Here is a 20,899-nt window from a genome sequence, read left to right as displayed (position 1 = left end):
TTAATGGGGTTGATGTTGCGGACGCAACAAATCGTTAATGGTTTTCACAGGGTTAAAAGTAATCAAAGGAACCTCCACAAAAAGGGTAATCCAGTCGGCCATGGCACCATTCCACAATCCGGGCAGTTCCTGGGCTTTCAGGTCGCGACCGTCTTTTGATTTAATGGAAATAAATCCGGTTTGCGGATCTACAAAATCCCGCAAATCGAAAGGTTCGCCTTTGAAATTCCGTACACCGCACACCAAATCCACCGGATTAAAATGGGTAGCCTGCGACACCATGGCTTTTTGTTCAGGGTCATCAAAATTAATTTGCGACGATTCAACAATCTGCAACGAACGCTCATCATTGTCGTTAAGCACCCAAAAAGGACCGCCGCCGGGTTCGCCTTCGTTTTTCACCATGCCGGCCACCCGCATCGGACGATTGAGTTTCCCGAAAAGAAAATCAATTTTTTCCATTTTATCATATCCTTCATAAGCCGGCGGAATAAAAATGTTCAGCTCATCGCGGGCAAACGTTTTTATCGCTTCCACTTCGTCACCGGTAAGATTTCCGTCTTCCAGCATGTCAAGATATTCAAAGGTTTTTTCCTGCAACCGGAAAAGCAGTCCCCCGATAACTTTTTTGTACAGATAAGTGGTATCGCGAAGCCGGTCGGGAACGATATTGTCAATATTTTTTATAAAAATAATTTCTCCCTTCAGGTCGTTCAGGTTTTCAATCAAAGCACCGTGTCCGCCCGGCCGGAACAACAGGCTGCCGTCTTCGTTCCTGAACGGCCGGTTGTCCATGTCCACCGCTATCGTATCCGTTGAGGGTTTTTGTTGCGAAAAAGTAACGTCAAAACGCACATCATATCGCTTTTCATATTTTTCCCGTACCGCTTCAATGGCTTCTTCAAATTCCTGCTGATGTTCGGGCGAAACAGTAAAATGCACCCGCGCCACGCCGTTTTTATCGGCGGCATAATGCGCGGCTTCCACCAAATGCTCTTCAAAAGCCCGGCGCGGCCCGTCGGGATAAAGATGAAAATGCAGCAGCGCCTTGGGCAACCGTCCGTAGCCCAGCCCTTTATCCGTCAGCAGATAATCCAAAATCGTGTTGTAATCTTTCTGCTTCCGGAGCATTTCCATGTCCAGCCCATCTTTTTTCAACGCTTCGCAAAGCAGCTCGTAAAACGCAAATTTTTCAAGATTTTTAAAGAAATAACCGACACTCTGCAAATCATCTTCCTGTTCCAGCGCTTTTATTTGTTCTTCGCTGCCGGTAAACGACTGCCTGAAAGCAAACAGTTTTTTAAACATCCGGCTGGCAGCCCCCGACGCCGGAACAAATTTCAATATTTCATAATCGTCTTTATCGCGGTCAAAATTTTCTTCCAGTGCTTTTACCTGTTTTTCGTCGAAAACCGAAATCCCGTTTCCGGCGGTAGCCGGACCGTCAAGGCGAATAAACGGAAAGCCGGTTTTAAAACGTTCGATTTGCTGTTCAACCGTTTCAGGAGAAATCCCTTTCGCCTGCATTTGCTGAAGATCTTTTTCAGAAAACATAAAGATGTGCTTTTGGGTTTAGACAACAAAATTAAGGTTTTTTCCCGATTTTAACACATCCCGACGAAAGACGCATTTAAAATAATATTCACAAAAAAGCGGGCGTGTCCCCGCCGGGCGGGGCCGGGTGTTCCGCTATAGCCGGCACAGGGCACACCGTGTCAATCCGGGCGTCTCCGGGGGCTTCCTTCGGTCGCCCCGTTTCCGCCGGTTTCCATTCGGCGTGCCCGGCGCCGGGCTGCCGCTGCACCCCCTCACGCTGACAGCCAAAAAGCAAAAAATTGCCATCCCCTTTAAAATTCCGTATCTTTGCCCCCAAAAGGATATCAACATGCGTATAGTTTTTTTCAAAACCCCAAAACCCAAACGGTTTAGCTATCAACCACGCCATTTCGATCCCAAAAAAGAAGAATGGGAACGCCGCAAAGCCGAACTGGGTTACGATTCTAACCTGAGCAAAGAAGAGCAATTGCGCCTGAAGATGTCGCACCGATGGGTGCATCCTACCGATCCGTCCAATGCCCGGGCCACCCGGCTAATTACCTATTTTGTATATGCCGTATTCATTTTTGGTAGCATTTATGTCATCCTTTTTACCCATCTGATCGAAAATTTCCTGGCACTGTTTGGCGTGGTTTCCAAATAAGCTCATCCCCTATGTCGAATATTATCAAACTTCTTCCCGATGCGGTAGCCAACCAAATTGCAGCAGGCGAAGTCATTCAACGTCCGGCATCGGCTTTAAAAGAGCTGTTGGAAAATGCAGTGGATGCCGGCGCTACCGAAATCGATGTACTCATAAAAGATGCCGGAAAAACACTGATCCAGGTAACCGACAACGGCTGTGGCATGTCGGCAGTGGATATCCGCATGTGTTTTGAACGACACGCCACTTCCAAGATACAAAAAGCAGAAGATCTCTTCGCTATTCACACCCTGGGTTTCCGTGGCGAAGCCATGGCCTCCATTGCCGCCGTGGCCCATGTCGAAGCCAAAAGCCGGCCTCATGATGCCGAACTGGGAACTTGTCTTCGTATCGAAGGCTCTAAAGTCATCAGTCAGGAACCCTGTCCCTGTAAAGCCGGAACAACCATTGCCGTAAAAAATCTCTTTTTTAATGTCCCGGCCCGACGCAATTTTTTAAAATCCGATCAGGCTGAAACACGGCACATCATGGAAGAGTTTCACCGTGTGGCTTTAATCCGGCCCGATATTGCTTTTTCATTGACACACAACAACAAACTAATATACAAGCTTCCCCGTTCTTCTGAAAAATCAAGGATTGTGGGCATTTTTGGCAAAGCTTACGACCAGCGCCTGCTGCCGGTAGAACAAAAAACAGATTTGCTTTCCATCAAAGGTTTTATTGTAAAACCCCAGTTTGCCAAAAGAACCCGGGGTGAACAATATTTTTTTGTCAATCACCGGTTTATTAAGCACTCGTATCTGAATCACGCGGTAACCAATGCTTTCAGCGAACTGTTGCCGGCCGATACGTTCCCGTCGTATTTTATCCACCTTGAAGTGGATCCCGCTGATATTGATGTCAACATTCATCCCACCAAAACCGAAGTTAATTTCAAGGATGCACGCTATGTTTATGCCGTTTTGCATGCAGCAGTAAAAAAATCTATCGGCATGCACAACCTGACGCCCACCATTGATTTTGACATGGACCCCGAAATCAATACCGCCTTGGGCATGCCCGCAGGTGAAAAGGTTACGCCTCCTTCTGTACATTACAACCCGGATTATAATCCATTCGAGCAAAAATCTTCCGGCCAACCGGCAACACCCCATGCTTTTAAAAAAGAGCACCAGCAATGGGAACAAATTTTTCAGCCGGATATCCCGGCAGAAAACCCGGAAGAAACCCAGACAGAATTACCGGGAATGGCTGGCCCACAGGCTGAAACCTTCTTTCAGGTTCATAAAAAATTCATTGTCTGCAATGTAAAATCCGGGCTGATGCTCATCGACCAGAACCGGGCCCATCAACGTATTTTGTATGAATTTTTTCTGGAACAGCTGCAAGGACAAAAACCGGCATCACAGCAACAACTCTTTCCCCAGGATTTTCACTTTTCTGCCGGTGACATCTCTATCCTGAAAGAACTCAGAACCGAACTGGAACAGCTGGGATTCATGTGGGAAAGTTTCGGCACCAACCGGATTGTGGTTAAAGGAATTCCGGAAAACTTCGACAGCAGCAAAACCGGAGAAACACTGGAAAGAATCATCGAAGATTTTAAAAAAGAAAGCGGAAAACCGGGCAGAGACATCCACATCCGGATGGCACGTACCATGGCCACACAACTGGCTATACGATACGGCACCATTCTTAACAATGAGCAAATGGCCGATTTATTCAATAAACTTTTCCTTTGTCAGCTGCCTGAACAGGCTCCGGACGGAAGCAAAACCCTTTCCATTATTCCGATGGAAAAGCTGGAACAGTTTTTGAAAGGGTAATTTTTTAATTTAAAAACAAGAAAACGATGCAACAATACAGCCCGACAGGTTTCAGGATTTTGCCCCCCGTGGTCAAAAACCTGCTGATCATTAACGGATTGTTTTTTCTGGCCACACTGGCTTTGGCCAAATACGGAATTGATCTTATCAGTATCCTCGGTTTACATTATCCGGGGGCTCCCGGATTTAGAATTTACCAGTTCGTCACCTACATGTTCATGCATGGCGGATGGGCTCACATTTTCTTTAACATGTTTGCCTTGTGGATGTTTGGTAACGTCATTGAAAATGTCTGGGGCGGAAAAAAATTCCTGGTGTTTTATCTCCTGACCGGATTAGGTTCGGCAGTGGTTTACATCTTTTGGATCCATTTTGAACTTCGCGGTAATCTGGACATGCTGAATGCCATCATTGCCCATCCTACGGTACAGGGAATTGAAGCTTATTTCCAGCATTACAGTTTCCATCTGAATGCACTCACCACCACCTTATCACAAAGCGACATCAACCTTTTCAATCATAATGTGGATTTATTGGCTGCCGGTTCTGCAGGCCCTGCTAACATTCAGCAAATCATCAGCTTTTTATCGACTTACAAAGAAGAAATGCTGAACCAAATGGTCGTCATCGGTGCTTCAGGAGCTATTTTCGGTTTACTGCTTGCTTTTGGAATGATGTTCCCCAACACGCTCATTTATCTCTATTTTGCCATCCCTATCAAAGCCAAATGGTTTGTTATTGGCTATGGCCTTTTGGAACTTTTTTCCGGCATCAGCAACCGGCCGGGCGACAATGTGGCACATTTTGCCCATGTGGGCGGCATGCTGGTAGGATTATTGATTATCTTGTACTGGAAAAAGAAAGGACATCTTTTTGGTCCGAATATGTAACAAAAACAAAAGGAGATGTACGGATATTATCAACAACCCGGCAGACGGAATGAATGGATTAAAAGTATTTTTTTCGGCAGGAATGTACTGTCGCGACTGATACTGATCAATACGGCCATTTTTTTACTGACGGCAGTCGTTCATCTTTTCACCTGGCTTTTTGGCATACACGGGCCTTACGGGCTAACGGTTCTCGGTAGTTTTCTGGCCCTGCCGTCCGATTTGCACAAACTGGCCCTTATGCCCTGGACTGTCTTTACTTACATGTTCCTGCACGAAGGACTGTTCCACTGGCTTTTTAACATGATCATGCTTTACTTCGGCGGCATTTTATTCACCGAATACCTGAGCCAGCGCAAGCTGCTAAAGACTTACATTCTTGGCGGACTGGCCGGAGCGTTTTTCTTTGTCGCTGCCTTTAATATTTTTCCGGTTTTCACTTCAATACGTCAAAATGCAGTAGCATTAGGAGCATCGGCATCCATTCTGGCCATCATCGTGGCCATTTCCACTTATGTTCCCAACTACACCGTGCAATTATTTCTGCTGGGAAGGGTTAAACTGAAATGGCTGGCCATTGCTTTTGTCTTACTGGATATCTTAAGCATTCCATCAGATAATCCGGGCGGACACATTGCCCACCTTGGCGGTGCTTTGTACGGCTTTTTGTGGGCACTGTCATTACGTAACGGAAAAGACCTTTTCAGCCTGTTCGACAGATTGAATTTTCCGGATATCAACTTGCAAAAAAGAAAATATAAACGGTTTGACACGTCAAGACCCGCTTCGGGACGTCCGATGACCGACGAAGAGTACAACCGGAAAAAAGCAGCTACCCAGGCCGAAATCGACCGGATTCTGGATAAAATATCCCACTCGGGATACGCCAGTCTCACCAAAGCCGAAAAAGAATTACTGTTCAAATCAAGCAAAAAGAATCATTGAGCCAATCACAAAAACATTCCATCCTGCATGAGCCACTTCTGATTCTGAATGTGGTAGCAGCCGGCATGTTACTTTTAAGCTACTGGGCACAAAAAGAATCTCCGTCGCAGCATGCTTTCGTGGCTGCGCTGGGACTTATTTATCCGGTTCTGGTCATCGCCAATTTGCTTTTTGTTGTTTTATGGCTGTTGCGCCGCAACTTTTTGTGGGTATTATCCCTGGTTATCCTTCTTTTAGGATACGAGCATTTAAAAACAAATTTTGCCCTGCATTTATCATCCGGTCAGAAAAAAGAAAAAGCATACAAAATCCTGAGCTACAATGTTCAGGGATTTGCCGGGAGAAACGAGGCCCCTTACCGTCCAGAAATCAAAGCTAAAATTCTCACTTTTTTGCTCCGGCAGCATCCCGATATTCTTTGTTTACAGGAATATAGCGGAAAGAAAACCGATCTGTTTCAGAAAAACAGCAGTGAACATGCTGTTTTTTACAGTTACTACACCCGGAAAGGAAGCAAAAATACCGGACTGGTTATTGTAACCCCGTTTCCAATTTTTTGTCACCACAAACTGAAATTCAAAGGATACCGGACTTTTGGCATTTATGCCGATATGGTAGCCGGAAAAGACACGCTCCGGGTTATTAACGTACACCTTGCCAGCATCAGCCTGAAACAGAACGACCTGGATTTGTTATCCGGACCACCTTCTGCCGCCTGGAAAAAACAAGATGTCAAGCATCATTTTGCCGATATTTACCACAAAATTCAAAAAGCTTTTCGTTTACGGGAACGACAAACCGGATTACTGGTTCAGACGATCCAATCTTCTCCTTATCCGGTCATCGTTTGTGGTGATTTTAATGATACCCCTTCTTCACGGGCTTATTTCCGGATTGCTTCCCTTTTGCAGGATGCTTTTGTAAAAAAAGGATGGGGAACCGGTGTAACCTACGCCGGCCCTTTGCCGCTGCTGCGCATCGATTATCTTTTTGCCGATAAAAAACTGGATATTCTTTCCTTTAAAAAATATCCGGTCCGGCTGTCCGACCACTTTCCCATCAGCATGGAAATCAGCGAAAAACCAGCTTCTCAAAACAAGACCGGATCATCAAATAAATAAACAGAACTTTTCCTACTTTTGCCCGCATGACGGAAACAACCATCGGATATTTTGTCATCTTCGGACTGGTGCTGGCATTTGCCCTGTTTTCTATTCCCAAACGCGGCAAGCAACGATATCTGCCGCTCGACCGGCAAAGCTATCCGGATTTTCGTATTGCTGTTTACATTCAAAAAGAAAAAAGAAAAATAACCACCCTGATCATAGAGCTGTTACCCACGAAAGCTATCCAATTAGAAACCATCCAGTTGGAGCTATCCGATGCCCTTCACAACAAAAAATCCATCAATCTGAAAACCGTACTTTCTTTACCGGAAAATCAACCGGTTAAAACCGGAGAAAAAACAGAATTTTCTCTTCCTTTTTCTATTTTCATTGATTTGTTGGAACACGCCAACTTCACTTTTGAAAATTTCCGGCTGGTCGCCGTCACCTCCGAAGGCAAAAAATACAAAACCCGTTTGCTGGCCTACCATCCCCGTTGGGGAATTTTTAAAGCCGACTCCGGAAAATATAATTAATACCTGCATCCCGTTTTCCCGCCAAAGAATCGGTTGTCCCAAAAAGGGAAATCTTTAACATCCCGTACCACAACAACAATCTGTTTTACAAAAAATTACAAACAACGGCCTGAAAATTGTTAAATTCAAACTCATTAAGCGAACAGCAAATCATTTTCATATGGTTTTAAAATCAGAACACGGGAAAGAACAGGTACTAAACAAAGATACTGCTAAAGAAAATTTACCCAATGAAGAACAGCTTATTGAACAACGCAGAAAAACCCTTAAACAACTCAAGAACAACATGAAAACACTTGACGAAGAAATCCGGAAAACCGAACAACTCCGTGCCAGTTTTCTATCCAATGTCAGTCACGAGATCAAAACTCCGCTCAACAGCATTCTTTCGGCCACCAACCTTTTGCAACAGAAAGCACTTGACGCGGAAAGCCGCGAACTGGTCGATACCATCCATCACTCAGGACAACACCTTTTCTCGATGCTGAATGACGTACTGGATTATTACAAACTGGCAGCTCGTCAGCTGACATTAGATCAAATCCATTTTCACCTGATTGATGTACTTCAGGAAGTCATTACCTTTTATAAGAAAAAAGCAGTCAAACAACAAATTCACTTTCAATCTTCACTGAGCAACCGGTTACCTCAATTTTTACAAGGCGATGCCAACCGCATGAAACAAATCCTGACCCAACTGCTTGATAATGCCTTTAAATTCACACCTGCCGGCGGAAAAATTACGCTGACCGTAACCCCGCAGGCTTTTTCCGATGGGAAACACGAAATCCTGTTTTCCATTCAGGACACAGGAATCGGCATCAAAACAGAAGATCAATCCAAAATATGGGAAAAATTTAACATGGGCGATATGTCTCTGACCCGCGAAAATCCGGGTACCGGACTTGGATTGGCGCTTGCCCGGCGGCTTTGTCATCTGCTCGGCGGCAAAATGTTTCTTGAAAGTCAGCCGGGAAAAGGAAGTACTTTCTCTTTCACCATAAAAATGGCTCCCGGGCACCCGGTAATGCCCAAATCATTCACGCCATCCGACACGCCCAATATTTTGTTGGTAGAAGATAATCCCATCAACCAAAAACTCACCCAAAAAATTCTTTCCCGACAAGGATTCCGGGTTGACGTCGCCGACAATGGACAAATTGCCGTTGAAAAATTCCGGCAATCGCACTACGATCTGATCTTTATGGATATTCAGATGCCGGTAATGGACGGACTGGAAGCCACCCGGCAAATCAGGCGTGTCGAAGCTAAAGAAAACCGGCGTAAACGGGTAAAAATCATCGCCTTAACGGCCAACTCACAAAAGGAAGACAAGGAAAACTGTCTGGCAGCAGGAATGGACGATTATCTAAGCAAACCTTTCGATCTCAGCAAATTCCCGCTCATCCCAACCGATTTTCATTAACCCGCGTTATTCGGAATAAACAAAATACGGCAAAAACAAAAAGGAAAACTTTTTCCGGAAAAACCACTAAATTTGCCCCCTTGAAAAACGAAAATTTCAACCGGAAAAAAGTATTTACCGTTTCATCGGCACACTTCCTGCACGATGTTTATTCTTCTTTTTTATCGCCACTCCTGCCCCTGCTCATCAAAAAATACGGAATCGACTTGTCTGATGCCAGCTGGCTGAGTCTGTTACAAAGAATTCCATCCCTTTTTAGTGCCGTACTGGGAACTTTTGCCCACAAAATTCCGTGGCGGCCGATCATCATTCTGGCGCCGCTTGTTACCGCCATCAGCGGAAGCTTACTGGGAACAGCCCCCAACTTGTTCGTTTTAGCCATTCTATTGTTTACCATCGGGGTTAGTTCGGCCATTTTTCATGTTCCGGCTCCGGTGATTATTAAAGATTTCTCAGGAAAACGAACCGGCAAAGGCATGAGCTATTACATGCTTGGCGGCGAAAGTGCCCGGATGCTGGGCCCCCTACTCGTGGTAAGTGCCGTTTCGTGGTGGGGACTCGAAGGAACCTGGCGACTGGCCATTCCGGCAGTTGTGGCCTCCGTTATTCTCTCTTTTTTGCTCGAAAAAATTCCGTATGAATCGGTGGACAAAACCAACCAGACTTCATCGCTACAATGGAAAAAAACTTTAAAGCAGTATTCCGGCTTTTTTGTGGCTTTAACCATTTACATGCTTTTCCGTTCGGTGATGCGCGCAGGACTGTCTGTGTTTTTGCCGACTTACATGGTAGGAACACAAGGAAACAGTCTGCTTTTTAGCGCTTTCTCGCTTTCGGTAATGCAAGCTACAGCGGTGGCCGGCACTTTCCTGTCAGGAAGACTTTCCGACATCATTGGCCGGTTTACCATGCTGCTTATCCTTGCCATTTTATCGCCGATATTCATGTTCACTTTTTTATGGTCAGGTCCTGCCCTTCAAATGGTCTCGCTGTTGTTTCTCGGTTTCGTTCTGGCAGCATCCACACCGGTTTTGCTGGCTCTTGTGCAGGAACAGGGATCGAACCAACCGGCATTCATGAACGGAAGTTTCACTACCATTAATTTCATCAGCAGTGCTGTTTCCGTATTGGCTGTGGGGTATATTGGCGATGCTGCCGGCTTAAAAGAAACCTTTTTACTCTCTGGTTTTCTGGCTATTGCAGCCATTCCGGCCGTCTTTTTCCTGAAGAAAAAAAGTCGCTCGGGAACACCCCCGCCCCCCGACACAGGTTATTAACTTTTTAATGTAAATAAGTTTGGCATGAAACGCTTGTTATATAGAGATTTTCTTTACATTTGCTTTAAAATGGGTATCAATTTGTCAGTCAAATTAACACCGTATTCGTTATGAAGAAAAAAATATTAATCATCGATGATGAACTGTCTATTCGTATGCTGCTCGAAAACTTTCTAAGCAAAAAATACGATGTGGTTACTAAAATCGACGGACAGGAGGGAATAAAATATCTTGAGGAAGGAAATATTCCTGATTTAATTGTTGCCGACATACAAATGCCCAATCTCGACGGACAGGAATTTCTGAAACAAATCAGAGCCAGCGGTTTTTTCAAGCATATTCCCATTATCGTACTTTCCGGTATCGAAAGCAGCCAGGAAAGAATTAAACTGCTTAAAATGGGAGCCGATGATTTTATTGTCAAACCATTTAATCCGGAAGAACTTTCCATTCGTATTGAGAATATTCTCAACAGAATAAGCAAATAGTTTCATGGGTGCAGAGACGAAGAAAAAACTGAAACTGCTCTACATGGGTAACCGGGCGGAAGTGATTGACGCTTTGAAAAAACAAAGCGCCGAAGCAGAGCTCGTTGTGATGGAAAACGGCCTTCGGGGAATTGATTACCTGCGGAAAAACAAAGACATCGATGCCATTCTGTCCGATCATAAACTTCCCGGCATTGAAGGAAGCGAACTGGCTAAACACATCAAAGCCGAATTAGGACTATCCAAAACCCCTTTCATCCTGTTTGCTTTTGGCGAAGATGCCAATTACCGTCAAAAAATGCTCAAAGAAAAAGCTGTAATTGACGATCTGTATCTCTCCATGCCCCCGGCAGAACAACTTTTCACACGCATTCGTTTTTTGCAATATTATCTAAGCGAACTTCGCGAAACCGCTCCCGCCGAACTCGATGTGCGAAAAGAATATAAGATTCCTTTTGTCAAACGGCTTTTCGACATTATCGTTTCAGCCACCGCCCTGCTTATTCTTTCTCCGCTGATGATCCTGGTGGCTATTGCCATCAAACTGGAATCGAAAGGTCCGGTAATTTATAAATCGAAACGGGTAGGTACCGGCTATCGGATTTTTGACTTTTTAAAATTCCGTTCCATGTACACCGGAGCCGATGCCAAGCTAAAAGAGCTGGAACATCTGAACCAGTATGCCAAAGAAAAAGGAAACGATGAAGAAAGTCAGGATTTTCCGCCTTGCCCGCGCTGTGCCAAACTGCCAGAAGGGGAATATTGCTCTCCGGTATTGTATATCGAAGGAAAAAAGATTTGCGAATACTGGTACCGTGAACTCAAGAAAAAAGAAAAAGGAGCTACTTTCGTTAAAATTGAAAATGACCCGCGGATTACCAAAGTGGGAAAAATTATACGTAACACCAGCATTGACGAACTGCCCCAGCTCATTAATGTGCTGAAAGGCGACATGTCAATTGTAGGAAATCGCCCCCTACCCCTTTACGAAGCAGAGCAATTAACTTCGGATGACTGGAGTGCCCGTTTTCTTGCTCCGGCAGGAATTACCGGGCTGTGGCAGGTAGAATTGAGAGGAAAAGGAGGCGTGATGTCAGAGGAAGAACGAAAGGCTTTGGACAACCAATACGCCTACAATTATTCGTTCTGGGGAGATATCAAATTGATTTTAAGAACAATACCAGCTTTATTTCAAAAAGAAACCGTGTAAATAACTGTTCAAAACTTTTTTAATAACTCATGAACCGGAAAATCGAAAGAAAACAGGTAAAAATGTATTTTTCACCAATTAAACCGTAAAGACCGTGAAAAAGGAAATAAAAAAACAGAACAAATGGATTGACGCAACCCGAATAACGGGTTGTCTTGTTTTATTTTTCCTGCTCACTGTTCCGGCATTCGGACAACAACAAAAAGTGGATAGTTCGCGTTATTTCAATCCGCTTACCGACAATATCGTAAAACGGCTTCCTCCGTTGAGCGTATTAATCGACTCTGCAGCTTACAACTCTCCGGACATGCATTACCAGGAATTAAAGGCCCAGTATTACTACTACGAACAACTGTCTGCGCAAAGAGCCTGGCTTGAGCATCTCAGCTTAAATCTTGACTTGAATTTGGGAAAATGGAATTTCTGGGATCGTGACGAGATTACAAAACGCGACCGTTATTATCGCTCGGAGTCTATCCGTGACAATTATGCAGTAGGTTTTTATATCCGGTTCCCGCTGGCTTCTATTTTTGACCGGCGAAACCGTATCAACAAACAGAAAAAATGGATCGAAATTGCGCTGACACAGCGAGAAATTAACCGGCGTTTTCTGGCAAAAGAAGTGATCGACCATTATAACAACTTGGTACAATATCAAAATTATATCAGAATATATAATGAATATCAGAACTTCACCATGATGCAGATGCGTATGGCCCAAAATGAATTTATGAATGGTGAGATTTCCACGGCCGAATATACCCGGCTGAAAGAAATTCAAACGCGGGGCGCTATCAATTACCAACAGGCCATTGCCGAATTTAATAAGGAATACCAGTTGCTGGAAGTAACCACGGGGATGAAGTTCAACCTGATAAATATATTGCGATAATAACTTGAAAATTAATGGATTTATTATACTTTATACGACTTTTTAAAAGAAACATTGTACTGTTGATAGGAGTTCCTCTGCTCCTGTCGATTGTGGTGTATTATTTTGCGCGAAATCAGGAAAAAGTTTATCAATCCGAAGCCATTATCTATACCGGAATTACCACCGGATACTCTATTGAGTCAACCGTTCAACGTTCTACCGATTTTTTCAGTACCAGCGCCCAATTTGATAACATGATCAACCTGCTGAAATCGCGGCAGACCGTGGTGGAAACTTCCATCCGGCTTCTCGCCCAGGATCTTTCGCTGGACCACTACAACCCGCAATATATTTCCAAAGATAATTTCGAGAAACTACAACAAATGGTCCCCCAGCGGATCAAAGACCTGGTGGTGAAAAACGGCAAAAACGGCGTTCAACGTAAAAAAGAAGCCCAGATCCACGCTTTGGAAAAAGAAATTCAATCGCTGGAAAAGAAGATCAGGAAAAAAAGAAATCAGGCAATCCGTGAACTTTCCAAACTGACCCCGGCAAAACAGGTAAATACCGTGCAACATGCTTCATCTGACTTAGGTGTAGAGAAAAACAGTACGGCAGATACCGACTACAGTAATTTCATTACCCACACCGTACTTCCCGGAGAAAGTCTGGCTTCCATTGCCAGCCGTTACGGTGTTTCTGTGGGTGAACTAATGCAGCTGAACGGACTTACCGATAACAATATCAGTGCCGGACAAACGCTGATCATTAAAAAGCTTCCGGCTTCCGGAACACCACAATATCACATTGTTAAACCGGGCGAAAACCTTTATATTATTGCCAAAAAATACGGAATCAATATCAGCAAGCTCCGTGAGTTGAACCATCTGGGAAACCGTCCGTTGACAGTAGGACAAAAATTATTGATCAGCGGTGGAAGAACAACCGGATCGGGATACGATGTGGCAGTAAAACAGGTCTCGCCGGATTATACAGACGAGCAGACCACTCCGGCAACAACAGCACAAACAACAACATCGGCTACACCAAGCACGAAAAGTGCAGCAGAAAGTTATAACAATCCGGCCGGCGTTTTTGTTAAAGACCCGATCATTCCGCCCGGAGTTAAAAAGTCTGATTATGAGAAAACGGTGGCTAACCTAAGAAACTACTATGCTGCCAACGATACCAACTTTATTTATGGATTGCTGCATTATGGCTCCAACAAACATTACAGTATCAACTCCATCAGCCGGATACAAATTTACCGGATCAACAATAGTGACCTGGTAAAACTGACTTATACCAGCGACGACCCGGGAATCTGTGAGCAAACACTGAAAATTATCTCTCAGGTCTTTATGGATGATTATAAATCGCTGCGGGTAAATGAAACCGATCGCGTGGTGAAATATTTTGCCCGCGAAGTGGATTCGGCTGACAAAAAGCTGCAGCAGGCTGAAGACCGGTTGTTGCGTTTTAATAAAACCAATAACATCATCAACTACTACGAGCAAAGTAAAGCCATCGCCGGACAAAAAGAAGCGTTGGATAAATATTATCAAGACCAGCAGGTACGGCTGTTTGGTGCCATGGCCTCATTACGTGCACTGGAAACCAAAATGACCGCCCGCGACTCTATTTATCTGAAGAGTGATGCCATCCGGCAAAAAGAGAAGGAACTGGCTGAAGTAACCCAGGATATTCTGGTAAACCGGCTGGCCGAAGGATACAGCTCAACGGTAAAACACAAGCTCACCCTGCTTGAGCAGAAACAACAACAGTTGAGAAATGAAATCAAACTTTATGTTGATCAACTGTATCTCTATGGACACTCCACACAGGGAGTTCCTATACAACGACTACTTGACAGCTGGCTACAAAACAAAATCACCTATGTAGAAGCCCGCGCCGCATTGGTCGTTTTAGCTCAACGAAAGTTGGATTTCATCAAGACCTATCAAAAGATGGCGCCGTTGGGGGCTATGCTTACGCGGATTCAAAGAGAAATAAAGGTGGCTGAACAAACCTATCTTGAATTGCTCCATAGCCTGAACCTGGCTAAAATGAAACAGCAAAACATGGAAATGTCCACCAACATTAAAGTCGTGGACCCGCCGTTCTTCCCCATTCAGCCCAATCCGTCCAAAACCAAATATATTGTTCTGGCCGCAGGCGTTTTTGGTTTCCTCGTAGTCGCTTTACTCATTGTTTTGCTTGAATACTTCGATACTTCTGTAAAGAGTCCCAGCCGCGTGGTGGAACAAACCGAAATGCAATTAGCCGGCGCTTATCCGTTGTTGTCATCACGACACCAGGCCAACGAACTGTCTCAAATTACCACCCGTTTGGTTGATATGATGATTCAAAACATCAAGCTCAACCTGGAGAAATCGGAATTTAAACCGGAGAAACCCTTTGTGGTTCTGATTTTCAGTACACAAAATGAAACCGGGAAAACGCTCATTGCCCAAAAGATCGTTAACCGGATGCGTTCGATGGGTGACCGGATTTTATTCCTGAATTACAAAGAGGGAGAAGCTACAGACGATGAAGATTATAACTACACATACCGGTATGAAATCAAGAACAACTTCATTGACGTGGCTAACCTGCAGGAACTCATGGGAAGCCGGTATTTGCGAAAAAACAATACTCCTTACGATTATATCTTTATTGAACTACCATCCATTATTTACCACACTTATCCCATTAAACTGCTGTCAGAAATTGATCTGGCCATTTATATCATTAAAAGCAGTAACCGTTTTGCCAAAGCGGACAAAACAGCGATGGATATTTTCAAGGAAGCTTATAAAGGCAAACCCATTGTGGTACTCAACGAAGTGGAACTGTACAACCTGGATGATCTGATGTCTGATCTGCCTAAAACAAGAAAAAACAATCTGGACAAATTGAAAAATCTTTTAAAGTATCCTACCAAATATAAAATCGTATTTAAGAAAGAAGCTTAAAAGGTGAGTAATGCTCTGGCCAAAATACTCAAGAATAAAAATTTCCTGTCGCTCGCAAACAACGGGCTGGTAGCCGTTTTTGGCTTTTTCGGTTTTTTACTGCTGGTACGAAGTCTTTCGACCAACGAATTTGGGGAATGGGTACTGCTGATTACCACCGCTAACTTTTTGGATATGTTACGTTTCGGGATTACCCGAACAGCTATCGTCCGGTTTTTAGCGGGAGCCGAAGAAAAAGAAGCCCGCCAGCTGATCGGTTCAAACTGGGTGATCAATTTCTTCTCTACCTTTATTATTGTTCTGATCGTTTTAGGCGTACGTTACTATTTTTATGATGCCGTTACCCAGTCAGGATTTGCCCTGTTCTTTAAATGGTTTCCCATCCTTGCCTTTATCAACCTGCCTTTTAACAATGCCCAGTCGGTTTTGCAAGCCAAAATGCGTTTTGATTATATGCTGATATTGCGCATTATCAATGTGGGATTGTTTATGTTCTTTTTGCTGGTCAATTATTTCTTTTTGCACGTTAGTTTAACTACCATTGTTTACGCTTACCTGATCATCAATGTGCTCACTTCACTGGTAGCCATCATCCCCAACTGGGATGGTTTCCGGTTTATTATGCAGGCCACCCGGGAAACCAACAAAAAAATCCTGAATTTTGGTAAATATTCCACGGGAACACTCATTGGAAGTAATTTGTTGAAAAGTGCCGATACCTTTATTATTGGTCTCAGTCCCTTTTTAGGAACAGCCGGAGTAGCCCTTTACAGCATTCCGTTAAAGCTAACCGAGATCATTGAAATTCCGTTACGCAGCTTTGCCATGACCGCTTTTCCGGGCATGTCAAAAGCCAGTATCGAAGGAAACAAAGACCTGGTTAAACATATTTTTTACACCAATGCGGGAGGCATGACCCTGTTAATGGTTCCGGTCATGCTCATCTCATTCATTTTTGCCAAAGACTTCGTATATATTTTAGGAGGACCGGGTTACGAATCAACCACCGGCGTTTTCCGCATTTTTACTATTTACGGACTTTTATTGCCTCTTGACCGTTTTATCGGAGTAGCCCTTGACAGTGTAAATATGCCCCGTTACAACTTTTTAAAAGTCGTTTATATGGCCGTGGCCAATATTATCGGCGACACGTTGGTAGTTTTTGCCTTTTATTACGTTGTTATGGCCACCAGTTTGATCACACTTTTTGCTCTTCCGGTACAGAGTCTGCACCAGATTGTTTCGGTCACCCGTCATTTCACCATGATTACCACACTTGAAGGCGTTGCCTTTGTAACCATCTCTTTTACACTGATTGGCATTTTTGTGGGATACCACTATTTGAACAAAAGTTTTGATATTCACCTAAGAAAAGTATTGCAGGGAGGAATTTTATTTTTTAGCGAAAGTATCTTTAGGAAAAGGAGATAAATTGTTAGGCAAAATTTTATACTTTTAACTTTTCATTTTCGATATGCTGGAATCGCTAAGAGATAAAACGGGAGCAGCCAAATTACAACATCCGTTGGTGTTGGCAAGCATTTTTATTGCCACTATCATACTGGGATTTATCATTGGCAAAGGCGGGATGAAAGTGGCCATTGCGTTCATTATTCTCGTTCCCATGATCGTTTATCTGAACCGGCTTTTTGTTCATCCCATATTGGGTATTTATTCCATTATTTTCATGGCCTTTGTGGCCATCGGCTTAACGCGTTATATCCGGGGTGTCCCGCTGGGACTGAGTATTGATGCCCTGATGGTATTGACCATTATTGCCGTTTTTTTCCGGAACTTCTTTGATAAAATTGATTTCAGCCTGCTGAATCGCGATATTGTTTACCTTTTATTGATCTGGTTTGCGTATTCCGTCTTGGAGTTCTTTAACCCGCAAGCACTTAGCCGTACAGCCTGGTTCTATGCCATGCGGGGGGTTTCGCTTTATCCGTTGTTACTTGTCCCTCTCGGGCTGCTTATTTTCAACCGGTTGCGACACCTGTACGGATTTCTGATTTTCTGGGCTGTTTTTTCATTACTGGCTACACTAAAAGGATTACAACAAAAATATATCGGACTGGACTATGCCGAACAATATTGGCTGGATACCGTAGGAGCCATTACCCACATCATTAACGGAAAACTGCGTATTTTTTCGTTTTTTAGTGATGCCGGTCAGTTTGGAGCCGCACAGGGAGCCGCCGGAATTGTTTTTGCCGGTATTGCCGCTGCCCTGAAAGGCTGGAAAAACAAATTCTTTTTCTGGTTCGTCTCTATCATGTCGTTCTGGGGCATGATGATTTCCGGAACACGGGGCGCCATGATTGTCCCTGCCCTGGGTGGAATTACTTTTGTCATCCTTTCAAAAAGAATAAAAGTGATCATCACCGGTGGCGTACTGCTGGCATTGATTTATGTCTTTTTTGCCTACACCTACATCGGAGACAGTAACTATACCATTGCCCGAATGCGTACGGCTTTTCACCCCGAAAAGGATGCTTCGTACCAGGTACGGTTAAAAAACCGGCAAATCTTAAAAGCCTATCTTGCCGACAAACCTTTCGGTGGTGGTATCGGATCAGCCGGTAACTGGGGACAACGTTTCTCGCCCCAGGGTTTTCTGGCCAATGTGGCTACCGATAGTTGGTACGTACAAATCTGGGCTGAACAGGGACGAGTTGGTCTGATTCTTCACCTGTTTATTCTGATGTACATTGTTTTCAAGAGTTTCTACCTGATCATGGCGAGGGTGAAAAATAAGGAGTTGGGAAATGTTCTGGGGGCGTTGCTTGGAGGCTACCTCGGCATCATCGGGGCAGCCTATGGGAATGGTGTGCTCGGACAGATGCCTACCGGTGTGTTATTATACCTGAGCTGGGTCTTCTTATTCTCCGCACAACAGCTTGAAAGAGAATATAATGCACGACTAAGACAAGGCATCTCTCCCTGGTCTTTCGAACCAAGAGATTAAAACATGATACAAACAAAAAATATCCGGCCACTGGTTTCTGTGGTAACTGTAAACTATAATCAGTCCGCAGTTACTTGTGAATTTCTGGATTCTTTCCGGAAAATTACCTATCCGGCTACCGAAGTCTTTGTAGTCGATAATGCCTCACCCAACGATCATCCTGAAATCATCAAAGAAAAATTTCCGGAGATTCATTTTATACAAACGGAAAAAAATCTGGGATTTGCTGGTGGAAACAATGCAGCTCTCCCCTATTGTAAGGGAAAATATGTATTATTCATCAATAACGACACGGAAGTCCCGCCCGGATTTTTAGAACCGTTGGTAGACGTTTTGGAACAAAATCCGGAAGTGGCCATGGTCAGCCCTAAAATTCATTATTTCCATACCCCCAACACATTTCAGTTTGCCGGATTCACTCCCATTCATCCCATTACCATCCGTAATTTTGCCATTGGATTTGGAGAAAAAGACCACGGACAATACGATATCACCTGTGAAACCGGTTCTATTTTCGGAGCAGCGATGCTGGTTTCCATGGATGCCATCCGAAAAGTGGGCATGATGACAGAAGTTTTCTTCCTTTATTATGAAGAACACGACTGGGCCGAGCACATGAAAAAAGCCGGATACAAAATTTATTATCAGGGAAAATCCCTTGTTTTACATAAAGAATCCATCTCTACCGTTAAGGAAAGTCCTTTTCAGATTTTCTACCTGACACGGGGAAGGCTCCTGTATGCCCGGCGCAACAATCGCGGTTTCACAAAATTACTCAGCATGCTCTACCTGAACCTTGTGGCCGTACCGAAACAAATCCTGCATTATATCGTACAAAAAAGAGCCGATTTGGCCCGGGCCAGTTTTAAAGCCATGTGGTGGCATATGACTCACTACAGAAACATTTACGGATTGCCCGTTTTAAAAGAAATAAAAAATGACACTTAGCTTATGAATACATTGAAGACCATTCTCACAATTCTAGAATACATCCTGTTCGCCTATCTTTTTTTCGCTACGTTATACATTTTTGTCTATTCGGTTGCCGGATTATTTTACCGGCAAAAACAAAAAGAAAAAGTTTCCCGAATCAGAAAATTTGCCGTTTTAATTCCGGGATACAAAGAAGATGCGGTTATTGTGGATGTAGCCCGACAAGCCACTTTACAGGATTATCCAAAAGATAAATTTGAGGTCATTGTCATTGCAGATACTTTTAAAAAAGAAACGCTTGATGCTTTGCGCCAGCTACCTATTCGTGTGGTAGAAGTCGTTTTTGAAGTGAGTAAAAAATCGAAAGCATTGAACAAATGCATGGAAATTATCGGTGATGATTATGACATTGCTTTTGTGCTGGATGCCGATAACATTATGGAAAAAGATGTGTTGAAAAAAATCAATGCAGCTTTTGACCGCGGTTTTGATGCAGTTCAGGGGCACCGCACAGCCAAAAATCTAAATGCAGACTTTGCCATACTCGATGCCCTGAGCGAGGAAATCAACAACCATATTTTCAGAAAAGGACACCGGGTTTTGGGAATCTCTTCTGCCCTTATCGGATCGGGCATGGGATTGGATTATGCCCTTTTTAAAAGTACCATGGCCACCGTGGATTCGGTGGGTGAAGACAAAGAAGTGGAATTGAAGATCATTAAAAACAACCACACCATCGAATACGTCCACGACGCTATTATTTATGACGAAAAAACACAGGAATCCAATAACTTTGTCAATCAACGCCGTCGCTGGATAGCGGCTCAGCTTGATTATTTCCGGAGCCATTTTCTGGATGGTTTTATTGCTCTGATCACCAAAGGCAATTTCGATTATTTCGACAAAGTATTGCAGATGGTTCAGCCCCCGCGTATTCTTTTAAGCGGTATCTTATTTTTACTCAGTGCCTTTTATGGGATTATTTATTTTTTCACACCGATTTCGGTTCATGAATTTTTTGTTCCGGGATTTTACTGGTGGCTGGGGTTGTTTGTGGCTACCGCATTGGCTTTACTGTTTGCCATTCCACGTAAGTTTTATAACAAACGAACCCTCACAGCCCTGCTTTCGCTACCCAAAGGATTTGTGCTGATGTTTATCAGTTTGCTTAAAGTAAAAGGAGCAACCGAAAAATTCCTGCACACTGAACATTCCCATCCGGGCGAAATAAAACACAATTAATTT

The 20,899-nt window shown here is 43.8% G+C and carries 17 protein-coding genes; 16 read left to right on the top strand and 1 reads right to left on the bottom strand.

Going from position 1 to position 20,899, the window contains the following annotated elements; genetic code table 11:
- A complete protein-coding gene (locus LA303_RS06415) occupies positions 1 to 1,554 on the bottom strand; it encodes a DUF4301 family protein (protein ID WP_240524461.1) in 1,554 nt (517 codons plus the stop codon).
- 331 nt (positions 1,555 to 1,885) lie between these two features.
- Between LA303_RS06415 and LA303_RS06410 the strand changes: the two genes are divergently transcribed.
- From LA303_RS06410 to LA303_RS06330, 16 genes are all read left to right on the top strand, one after another.
- A complete protein-coding gene (locus LA303_RS06410; RefSeq protein ID WP_240524460.1) occupies positions 1,886 to 2,200 on the top strand; it encodes a hypothetical protein in 315 nt (104 codons plus the stop codon).
- Between the two features lie 11 nt (positions 2,201 to 2,211).
- Positions 2,212 to 4,026, top strand: coding sequence for a DNA mismatch repair endonuclease MutL (gene mutL / locus LA303_RS06405; RefSeq protein WP_240524459.1), 1,815 nt, complete (start codon positions 2,212 to 2,214; stop codon positions 4,024 to 4,026).
- A 26-nt stretch (positions 4,027 to 4,052) separates the two neighbouring features.
- Positions 4,053 to 4,916: a rhomboid family intramembrane serine protease gene (locus LA303_RS06400; protein WP_240524458.1), complete on the top strand. Its 864-nt coding sequence runs from the start codon at positions 4,053 to 4,055 to the stop codon at positions 4,914 to 4,916.
- A 15-nt stretch (positions 4,917 to 4,931) separates the two neighbouring features.
- Positions 4,932 to 5,861 (top strand): rhomboid family intramembrane serine protease, encoded by a 930-nt coding sequence (locus tag LA303_RS06395; protein WP_240524457.1) that lies wholly within the window; start codon positions 4,932 to 4,934, stop codon positions 5,859 to 5,861.
- Positions 5,858 to 6,982 carry an endonuclease/exonuclease/phosphatase family protein gene (locus LA303_RS06390; protein ID WP_240524456.1) on the top strand — a complete coding sequence of 375 codons (1,125 nt, stop codon included), beginning with the start codon at positions 5,858 to 5,860 and terminating at the stop codon, positions 6,980 to 6,982. The genes LA303_RS06395 and LA303_RS06390 overlap by 4 nt, the downstream gene beginning before the upstream one ends.
- 26 nt (positions 6,983 to 7,008) lie before the next feature.
- Positions 7,009 to 7,503 carry a hypothetical protein gene (locus tag LA303_RS06385; RefSeq protein ID WP_240524455.1) on the top strand — a complete coding sequence of 165 codons (495 nt, stop codon included), beginning with the start codon at positions 7,009 to 7,011 and terminating at the stop codon, positions 7,501 to 7,503.
- Positions 7,504 to 7,663: 160 nt separating this feature from the next.
- A complete protein-coding gene (locus LA303_RS06380) occupies positions 7,664 to 8,929 on the top strand; it encodes a response regulator (protein ID WP_240524454.1) in 1,266 nt (421 codons plus the stop codon).
- Positions 8,930 to 9,009: 80 nt separating this feature from the next.
- Positions 9,010 to 10,206 carry an MFS transporter gene (locus LA303_RS06375; RefSeq protein ID WP_240524453.1) on the top strand — a complete coding sequence of 399 codons (1,197 nt, stop codon included), beginning with the start codon at positions 9,010 to 9,012 and terminating at the stop codon, positions 10,204 to 10,206.
- A gap of 110 nt (positions 10,207 to 10,316) precedes the next feature.
- Complete coding sequence (locus LA303_RS06370; protein ID WP_240524452.1) at positions 10,317 to 10,694, top strand: response regulator transcription factor; 378 nt, start codon at positions 10,317 to 10,319, stop codon at positions 10,692 to 10,694.
- 4 nt (positions 10,695 to 10,698) lie between these two features.
- Positions 10,699 to 11,904: a sugar transferase gene (locus tag LA303_RS06360; protein WP_317196913.1), complete on the top strand. Its 1,206-nt coding sequence runs from the start codon at positions 10,699 to 10,701 to the stop codon at positions 11,902 to 11,904.
- Between the two features lie 94 nt (positions 11,905 to 11,998).
- A complete protein-coding gene (locus tag LA303_RS06355; RefSeq protein ID WP_240527084.1) occupies positions 11,999 to 12,796 on the top strand; it encodes a TolC family protein in 798 nt (265 codons plus the stop codon).
- Positions 12,797 to 12,810: 14 nt separating this feature from the next.
- Entirely contained in the window at positions 12,811 to 15,753 is a 2,943-nt protein-coding gene (locus LA303_RS06350; protein WP_240527083.1) for a LysM peptidoglycan-binding domain-containing protein, read from the top strand.
- A 3-nt stretch (positions 15,754 to 15,756) separates the two neighbouring features.
- On the top strand, positions 15,757 to 17,184 hold the full coding sequence (locus LA303_RS06345; RefSeq protein WP_240527082.1) for a lipopolysaccharide biosynthesis protein: 1,428 nt from the start codon (positions 15,757 to 15,759) through the stop codon (positions 17,182 to 17,184).
- 43 nt (positions 17,185 to 17,227) lie between these two features.
- Complete coding sequence (locus tag LA303_RS06340; RefSeq protein WP_240527081.1) at positions 17,228 to 18,721, top strand: O-antigen ligase family protein; 1,494 nt, start codon at positions 17,228 to 17,230, stop codon at positions 18,719 to 18,721.
- A 3-nt stretch (positions 18,722 to 18,724) separates the two neighbouring features.
- Positions 18,725 to 19,669, top strand: coding sequence for a glycosyltransferase family 2 protein (locus LA303_RS06335; protein WP_240527080.1), 945 nt, complete (start codon positions 18,725 to 18,727; stop codon positions 19,667 to 19,669).
- 3 nt (positions 19,670 to 19,672) lie between these two features.
- On the top strand, positions 19,673 to 20,896 hold the full coding sequence (locus tag LA303_RS06330; RefSeq protein WP_240527079.1) for a glycosyltransferase: 1,224 nt from the start codon (positions 19,673 to 19,675) through the stop codon (positions 20,894 to 20,896).
- Positions 20,897 to 20,899 lie beyond the last annotated feature (3 nt).

Origin of the sequence: Candidatus Sulfidibacterium hydrothermale (assembly GCF_020149915.1) — a bacterium.
In the GTDB taxonomy this organism is placed as follows: domain Bacteria; phylum Bacteroidota; class Bacteroidia; order Bacteroidales; family F082; genus Sulfidibacterium; species Sulfidibacterium hydrothermale.
The sequence above is the reverse complement of the archived record's forward strand: the minus strand, read 5'-3'. Positions and strand labels throughout refer to the sequence as shown.